Consider the following 8254-nt stretch of genomic DNA (forward strand, 5'->3'; position numbering starts at 1 on the left):
CGCAGCTCGGCGACGGCGGTGTTCAGGGCGGTGCCGGCCCGGCCGATCTCGTCCTGGGCGCTGGGCGGCACGGAGACGGTCAGATCCCGCTTGGCCAGCCGGGCCAGGGCGGCGGTCAGGCCGCCGAGCCGGCCGGAGATGCGGCGCGCCTGCCAGGCGGCGAAGAGGCCGCCGGCCACGGCCAGCAGCAGGGCGGCGATGAGGAACGCGGTCAGCATGGCCCGCCGCCCGTCGCGGACCGCGTCCACCGCGCCGGAGGCGTCGGCGTCATAGCCACCGACGGCGATCGCCCACGCGTACGGCGCGTAGTAGGCGACCGTCGTGGTCGTGGGACCCGCACCCGCGCCCGCGGAACCCGGCAGCCGGTACGTCTTACGCCAGGTGGCCCCGCCCTCGAGCTGCGGTGCCTGCGCGACGATCTCCTTGACGTACCCGGTGCCGGCGGCGTCCGTGGCGTCCAGGTCGGTCCGCCCGACCGCCCCGTCGAGACTGGAGGCGATGACCCGCCCGGTGTCCGCCTTCGCCGTGCTGTAGACGGTGACCCAGCCGTTCTCACGGACCGAGGTGGCCGCGATCGCGTCGGTGAGATTCTTCAGGGCGGCCGCCTGCTGCACGCCGACGTAGAGCGCCCCGATCACCTTGCCCGAGGCGTCCTTGACCGGGTCGTACGCGGAGATGTACCAGGTGTCGACCACCTGGGCCACGCCCCGGTACGGCTTGCCGGCCTTGATCGCGGCGGCCACGGCGTTCGGGGTCCCCTCCGCGGTCACCGCGGGGATGAACGTACCGATGGCCCGGTTGCCGGTCTTCGCCCGGACGTTGGTCGCCACCCGCAGCAGGTCGCCGGCGTCGTTCATCCGCTGGAAGACCGTGACCGTGCCGCCCAGCAGCGACTGCACGTCGTCGACGAACGGCGTCGTCTTCTTGACGTCGGTGTTCTGACCGAGCCACTGGCCACCGACCGTCGCCCGCGGCAGCTTCACCGACTGCTTGGCCTGCGACAGCTGGTTGGTCGCGGTCCAGGTCGTGGTGTCGCCGTCCAGGCGCAGACCGCCGCGCTGCTTGAGCAGCGCGTTGGCGGCCTGCATGTCGCTGTCCACCCCGCCCTGCACCTCGTCGCCGACCGAGCCGACCAGCCGGGTCACGTTCGCGGTGGTCTGATCCAGGTCCTCGGCGTTGAGGGTGGCGACCGCGGCGCCGGTCTTGTCGGCGAACGCGTCGCTCTGCCAGGCACCGACGCCCACGAGGACGGCCGCGGTGCTGACCACCCCGCCCAGACCGAGCGCGAGCAGTTTGTGGCTGATCTGGAACCCCATGTCCGGCTTTTCGGCGGGATCCGGGCCCAACTGAGGATCATGGCGCAGAAAAAAGGGGAGCCCCGCGGGGCTCCCCTTTCCCGTCGTCCGATCGCCTAGCTGTCGCCGCCGGTCTCGCCCACCGGGGCGGCGTTGACGTCGTCGATCGCGTACTTCTTGGCCGCCTCGGCCGGCACGTGCGCCGGGATCTTGCCGCTCAGCGCGAGCTGGCGCAGCGTGGCCACCGCGACGGACTCCGCGTCCACGTGGAAGTGGCGGCGCAGGGCGTGCCGGGTGTCGCTCATCCCGAAGCCGTCGGTGCCCAGCGACGTGTAGTCGTTCGGGATCCAGCGGCTGATCAGGTCGGGCACGGCCCGCATCCAGTCGCTGACCGCGACGGCCGGGCCCTCGGTGCCCTCCAGCTTGGTCCGGATGTACGGCTTGCGCGGCGCGTCACCGGGGTTGAGCAGGTTGTGCTCCTCGGTCTCGACGGCGTCGCGGCGCAGCTCCGTCCACGACGTCACCGACCACACGTCCGCGCCCACACCCCAGTCCTGGGCGAGCAGCTTCTGGGCCTTGAGCGCCCACTGCATGCCCATGCCGGAGGCGAGGATCTGCGCCTTGGGACCGGTGGTCTCGGGCGCCGCCGCATAGCGGTAGATGCCCTTGAGCAGACCCTCGACGTCGACCTCGTCCGGCTCCACCGGCTGCAGGATCGGCTCGTTGTAGATGGTCAGGTAGTAGAAGACGTTCTCCTGGTGCTCGCCGTACATCCGGTGCAGGCCGTTCTCGACGATGTGCGCGATCTCGAACGCGAACGCCGGGTCGTACGCCACCACGGCCGGGTTGGTCGCCGCGATCAGCAGCGAGTGCCCGTCCTCGTGCTGCAGGCCCTCACCGTTGAGCGTGGTCCGCCCGGCGGTCGCGCCCAGCAGGAAGCCGCGGGTCATCTGGTCCGCCGCCGCCCACAGCTCGTCGGCGGTGCGCTGGAAGCCGAACATCGAGTAGAAGATGTACAGCGGGATCATCGGCTCGTCGTGGGTGGCGTACGAGGTGCCGGCCGCGATGAAGCTGGCGGTCGAACCGGCCTCGTTGATGCCCTCGTGCAGGATCTGCCCGCTCGTCGACTCCTTGTACGACAGGAAGAGCTCGCGGTCGACCGACGTGTAGGTCTGGCCGTGCGGCGAGTAGATCTTCTTGGTCGGGAAGAGCGAGTCCATGCCGAAGGTGCGCGCCTCGTCCGGGATGATCGGCACCCAGCGGGCCCCGAACTCCTTGTCGCGCATCAGGTCCTTGAGCAGCCGGACGAAGGCCATCGTGGTGGCGACCTTCTGCTTGCCCGAGCCGCGCTTGACGTCACCGAAGGTCTTCGACTCCGGGATCGCCAGCGACTTGTGCTTGGTGCGCCGGCTCGGCACGAAACCGCCCAGCTCCTTGCGGCGCTCGAGCATGTACTGCAGCTCGTCGGACTTCTCACCCGGGTGGTAGTACGGCGGGAGGTACGGGTTGTCCTCGAGCTGCTTGTCCGGGATGTCGAGGTAGAGCCGGTCCCGGAACTGCTTGAGGTCGTCCAGGGTCAGCTTCTTCATCTGGTGCGTGGCGTTGCGGGCCTCGAAGTGCGAGCCCAGCGTCCAGCCCTTGACGGTCTTGGCCAGGATCACGGTCGGCTGGCCGGTGTGCTCGGTGGCCGCCTTGTAGGCCGCGTACAGCTTCTTGTAGTCGTGGCCGCCGCGCTTGAGGTTCCAGATCTGGTCGTCGGTCATGCCCTCGACCAGCTTGCGGGTGCGCGGGTCACGGCCGAAGAAGTTCTCCCGCACGTACGCGCCGGACTCGCCCTTGTACGTCTGGTAGTCGCCGTCCGGCGTGACGTTCATGAGGTTGACCAGGGCGCCGTCGTTGTCGGCGGCGAGCAGCGAATCCCATTCGCGGCCCCAGACGACCTTGATGACGTTCCAGCCGGCACCCCGGAAGAACGACTCCATCTCCTGGATGATCTTGCCGTTGCCGCGTACCGGGCCGTCGAGGCGCTGCAGGTTGCAGTTGATGACGAAGGTGAGGTTGTCGAGCTCCTCGCGGGCGGCCAGGCCGATCGCGCCGAGCGACTCGACCTCGTCCATCTCACCGTCGCCGAGGAACGCCCAGACGTGCTGCTGGCTGGTGTCCTTGATGCCGCGGTTGTGCAGGTAGCGGTTGTAGCGGGCCTGGTAGATCGCGTTCAGCGGGCCGAGGCCCATGCTGACCGTCGGGAACTCCCAGAAGTTGTTCATCAGCCGGGGGTGCGGGTACGACGGCAGGCCGCCGCCCAAGTGGGAGAGCTCCTGACGGAAGCCGTCCAGGTCGTTCTCGCTGAGCCGGCCCTCCAGGTACGCGCGGGCGTACATTCCCGGGGACGCGTGACCCTGGAAGAAGATGTGGTCGCCGCCGCCGGGGTGGTCCTTGCCGCGGAAGAAGTGGTTCATGCCGACCTCGTAGAGGCTGGCGCTGGACGCGTACGTCGAGATGTGCCCGCCGACGCCGATCTCCGGCCGCTGCGCGCGGTGCACCAGCATCGCGGCGTTCCAGCGGATGTACGCCCGGATCCGGCGCTCGACGAACTCGTCACCGGGGAACCAGGGCTCCTGCTCGGGCGAGATCGTGTTGATGTAGTCCGTCGACGTCAGCGGCGGGACACCGACCTGTCGCTCCCGGGCCCGCTCGAGCAGGCGCAACATCACGTAGCGGGCGCGCTTGGCGCCACCTTCGTCGATGACTCCGTCGAGCGACTCGACCCACTCGCTGGTTTCCTCGGGGTCGATGTCCGGAAGCTGGCTCGGCAGGCCGTCGCTGATCACCGGGCGCTTGCGTTCCGTGGCCACAGGCATTCCTCTTGGTCGGTGTCGGACCGTGCGACTCATTGTGTGAACCGCACGGGAATGGTTCCATCCTGCCCCCTGTCGGTGTCTGTCGTCACGCCTACCGTCCGGGTACGCGACGCTCGACACACGTACTGAGCAGTAACTTGAAGTCAACCTGCGAGAAAGCTGAACCTCACCTGGCGCGACGGGTTGTCGCCGTTCGGGTCGACCAGGCAGATGGACTGCCAGGTGCCGAGCTGGATGCGCCCGCCGATGACCGGCAGGGACGCGTACGGGGGGATCCAGGCGGGCAGGACGTGATCGCGGCCGTGCCCGCGCGAGCCGTGCCGGTGCCGCCACTTGTCCTCGGCCGGCAGCAGCTCGTCGATGGCGGTGAGCAGGTCCTCGTCGGAGCCCGCCCCGGTCTCGATGATCGCCACCCCGGCGGTGGCGTGCGGCACGAACACGTGCAGCAGCCCGTCGCCGCGGCCGCTGACGAACTGTTCGGCCTCGCCCGTGATGTCCCGGACGACCGGCCGGTCCCCGGTCCGGACGGTGATCACCGTGGTGTCCATGACGGGGAAGTCTGCCATTCGACTCGCGACGCTACGTATAGAGGTCGAGCACGAGGAAGCAGACACCCACGATCACAAACCAGAACCCGCACTGCGCGAGCCGGCCCAGCACCGCCATGTTCCCAGCTGAGCACCTGTCCGCCGGCCCGCGCAGCCGTTCGGCGCACTGTCACCCACCGATGTCCCGGCGGCCGAAGCAGTAGACACCCGCCGCGGCCAGCACGACCGCCGTGCCCGCGAGCGCCGCCGCGCCGCCCCACTGCACGCCGTTGGTCAGCGGCTCACCGCCCAGATACCAGTGGAACGGCGAGACGTTCCGGGTCCACTCCAGGGCGGCGACCTGCGGGAAGACGCTGTTGGCCAGGTACGCCAGCACCGCGACGCCCGCGCTCACCCCCAGCGCCAGGCTCTTGCTGCCGGTCGCCGCGCCGACCGCGAAGGCCAGCGTGCCGAACATCGCGCCGAACAGCGCCAGCTGGACGTTCATCGCCAGGAAGCCACCGACCGTGACCGTCTCCAGCTCGAACGGCGCCCGCAGGGCCACCAGCAGGGCGAACAGGACCACCGCGACCACCGCCATGCCGGTCAGCGCCGCGCCGAGCCGCTGCAGGGCCAGCCCACGCCGGCTCACCGGATGGGCCAGGACCAGGTCGAGGGTCCCCGCTTCCTCGTCACCGGCGACCGCGCGGGCCCCGGCGGCGATCATGAAGACGGCCACCAGCAGCGGCACCAGCAGCCCGTAGACCGCACCGCCCAGGTAACCCTGCGCCGTGCCCAGGTCGCCCGAGTTGAACGCGTCCAGCATGCCGTCCGGGTACGCCGCGAGCGCGTCCGCCATCTCCGGCGAGTTCACGGTCGGCCAGAATGCCGCGTACATCAGGGCGACCGCCACGATCGCCACCGTCCACCCCGGCAGCGACCGCCGGGCGTCCCAGAGGGCCTTCGGGTAGACATCACGCAGGAACATGGTCGGCCTCCGGCCGCGCGTAGTAGTGGAAGAAGATCTCCTCGAGGTCCGGCTCCTCGCACAGCAGATCCCGCACCGTGTACCGCGACGCGGCCTTGACCAGCTCGTCCGTGTGCCCGGCGAGCCGCCCGCGCAGGGTCGGGCCGGCCACGGTCAGGTCGGTGAAGCCTGGCACCCGGGCGAAGTCGGCGGCGTCGAAGGCCCCGTCGAAGGTCAGCGTCACGCTGCGCAGAGCGTGCGCGCGCAGCGACTCGACACTCTCGACGGCGACCAGCCGGCCGTCGCGGATGATGCCGACCCGGTCGGCGGTGTGCTGCACCTCGCTCATCACGTGCGACGACATGAAGACCGTCGCGCCCTCGCGCTGGGCTTCCTGCACCAGCCGCACGAACTCCTGCTGCAGGAACGGGTCCAGCCCGCTGGTCGGCTCGTCGAGCACCAGCAGCTCGGGGGAGTGCATGAAGGCCTGGATGACCCCGGCCTTCTGCCGGTTGCCCTTGGACAGACCCCGGATCTGGCGATCCAGCTCCAGACCCAGGCGGTCGGCGAGCTCGGCGATCCGCGCGGCCGGGACGCCGCCGCGCAGATTCGCCAGGTACGTGAGCAGCTGGCGCGACGTCTGCCGGCCGTCGACGACGAAGTCACCGGCGAGATAGCCGATCCGCCGGCGCAGCGCCACCCCGTCGGCGCGCGGGTCCAGGCCCAGTACGCGGACGGTGCCGCTGGTCGCTCGGATCAGGTCCAGCAGGATGCGGATGGTGGTCGACTTGCCGGCGCCGTTGGGGCCCAGGTAGCCGTACACCTCATTGGTCTTGACCTCGAGGTCGAGTCCCGCCAGGCCGCGCGTGCCGCGGCCGTAGGTCTTGACCAGGTCCTGGGTGGAGATGGCCAGGTCAGCCATCACTCCGTCCTCTCTTTTCGTCCTTGAATCGCTGGATGAGCTTGGGCACCTCGACCTCAAGGAAGGCATAGAAATCCCGGTTCGTCCGCAACCGTTCCGCGCCGGGGGCGTCCTCGCCGCCCACGACTTCGAGGCCGCGGTCCATCAGTTGGCGGAAGTAGGTGAACTTCTCCGAGCCCGCGGCGCGCATGATCGCGTCCGGGGTCATCTCGTAGAAGGAGCCGCGACGCCCGGGCATGGCCACCCGCCGCACCAGCCCGCTCGTCTCCAGCTGGCGCAGGCCGGCGCTGACCGAGCCCTTGGAGAGCCCGAGGGCGGCGACGAGCTCGGCGCCGCTCTGCGCGGCCGGGGTGCAGATCAGCAGCCAGCCCAGCAGCTTCCCGTACGCCTGCGGCATGCCCATGCCGGCCAGCACGACACCGGCCTCCTCGGCGTAGCGGCGCTCGGCGCTGATGTCCACGTGTTCTCCCTGTTTCCCAATGTTCAGTACGTTCTGAACTTACGCTCGTCAAAGATCGAAGACCAGCCATAAATCCGACCGAGTGTCCTACGGCACTCACGCGCGGTGGCGGCGTTCGCCAGGGTCGGCAATGCTGGGTCGCGTGACCACCCCGCAGAACCTCGACGAGCGCTTCCGTGACGCCGTCTCGGCCCTGCAGCCGAGCGGCCGGCGGCCGGCACCCGACGAACCGATCCGCGACGGCTCGGCCCTCACCGGGGCCCGGGCCAGAGAGCTCTTCGACGCCCAGCTCACCAGCCGCCACCTCGACCTGGCCGCGCGCTGGCTGCGCAGCTTCAACGAGGGCTTCTACACGATCGGCTCGTCCGGCCACGAGGGAAACGCGGCGGTGGCGGCCGCGCTGCGGGTGGACGACCCGGCGCTGCTGCACTACCGGTCCGGCGGGTTCTACTGTGCACGCGCGCTGCAGGCGGGCGTCGAGAGCGACGACGAGTCGCGCAAGGACCCGCTGGTCGAGGCGGCCCGCGACGTGCTGCGCGGGGTGGTGGCCGCGGCCACCGAGCCCATCGCGGGCGGCCGGCACAAGGTCTTCGGCCGCGCCGACCTGCGGATCATCCCGACCACCTCGACCATCGCCTCGCACCTGCCGCGGGCCGTCGGCCTCGCCTTCGGCCTCGCCCGCGGCAAGCAGACGCCCTGGCCCGCGGACGCCCTCGCGGTGGCCTCCTTCGGCGACGCGTCGGTCAATCACGCGACCGCTACCGCGGCCTTCAACACCGCCGGCTGGTACGACCACACCGGGCAGCGGTTGCCGCTGCTGCTGGTCTGCGAGGACAACGGGTACGGCATCAGCGTCCCGTCGCCCGACGGCTGGACGGCCGAGACGCTGCGCAGCCGCCCCGGCATCCGCTACTTCAGCGCCGACGGCTGCGACCTGGCCGCCACGTACGACACCGCGCGGGAGGCCGCCGACTGGGTCCGCGAGCAGCGCCGCCCGGCCGTGCTGCACCTGACCATGGTCCGGCTCATGGGTCACGCCGGCGCCGACGCCGAGGTGGCGTACCGCTCGGCCGAGGAGATCACCCGCGACCTGGAACGCGACCCGCTGGTCGGCACCGCCCGGCTGCTCGTGGAGAGCGGCACCCTCGGCGTCGAGGAGCTGCTGACCCGCTACGACGAGGTCGGCTGGCAGGTGCGAAAGGTCGACGAGGAGGTGCTCAAC

7 protein-coding genes are annotated in these 8254 nt (G+C 70.4%); 1 reads left to right on the forward strand and 6 read right to left on the reverse strand.

All coding sequences use genetic code 11. The features are described 5' to 3' along the window. The 6 genes from AB0C29_RS22445 to AB0C29_RS22470 form a co-directional block, all read right to left on the reverse strand. Positions 1–1316, reverse strand: a 1316-nt coding sequence (locus AB0C29_RS22445; protein WP_360823185.1) for a Cache 3/Cache 2 fusion domain-containing protein, incomplete at its 3' end; no start/stop codon positions are given. Positions 1317–1411: 95 nt separating this feature from the next. Next, the gene (gene aceE / locus AB0C29_RS22450) at positions 1412–4150 is read right to left on the reverse strand and encodes a pyruvate dehydrogenase (acetyl-transferring), homodimeric type (RefSeq protein ID WP_360823188.1); all 2739 of its coding nucleotides are present in this window, start codon (positions 4148–4150) and stop codon (positions 1412–1414) included. 149 nt (positions 4151–4299) lie between these two features. Continuing rightward, positions 4300–4704, reverse strand: a complete 405-nt coding sequence (locus AB0C29_RS22455) for a YjbQ family protein (protein WP_360548456.1) — start codon at positions 4702–4704, stop codon at positions 4300–4302. A 169-nt stretch (positions 4705–4873) separates the two neighbouring features. Beyond that, positions 4874–5671, reverse strand: a complete 798-nt coding sequence (locus AB0C29_RS22460) for an ABC transporter permease subunit (RefSeq protein WP_360823191.1) — start codon at positions 5669–5671, stop codon at positions 4874–4876. Further along, a complete protein-coding gene (locus tag AB0C29_RS22465) occupies positions 5658–6572 on the reverse strand; it encodes an ABC transporter ATP-binding protein (protein WP_360823193.1) in 915 nt (304 codons plus the stop codon). The genes AB0C29_RS22460 and AB0C29_RS22465 overlap by 14 nt, the downstream gene beginning before the upstream one ends. Beyond that, positions 6565–7032, reverse strand: a complete 468-nt coding sequence (locus AB0C29_RS22470; protein ID WP_360823196.1) for a MarR family transcriptional regulator — start codon at positions 7030–7032, stop codon at positions 6565–6567. Before AB0C29_RS22470 ends, AB0C29_RS22465 begins: the two co-directional genes overlap by 8 nt. Before the next feature lie 130 nt (positions 7033–7162). Between AB0C29_RS22470 and AB0C29_RS22475 the strand changes: the two genes are divergently transcribed. Further along, the coding region (locus AB0C29_RS22475) for a thiamine pyrophosphate-dependent enzyme (RefSeq protein ID WP_360823199.1) at positions 7163–8254 on the forward strand (1092 nt) is incomplete at its 3' end.

Origin of the sequence: Actinoplanes sp. NPDC048791 (genome assembly GCF_040650095.1) — a bacterium.
Lineage (GTDB): Bacteria > Actinomycetota > Actinomycetes > Mycobacteriales > Micromonosporaceae > Actinoplanes.

Coding starts and splice junctions, on each gene's coding strand:
- AB0C29_RS22455 (WP_360548456.1), bottom strand. CDS start 4,704: ATGGACACCACGGTGATCACCGTCCGGACCGGGGACCGGCCGGTCGTC.
- AB0C29_RS22460 (WP_360823191.1), bottom strand. CDS start 5,671: ATGTTCCTGCGTGATGTCTACCCGAAGGCCCTCTGGGACGCCCGGCGG.
- AB0C29_RS22465 (WP_360823193.1), bottom strand. CDS start 6,572: ATGGCTGACCTGGCCATCTCCACCCAGGACCTGGTCAAGACCTACGGC.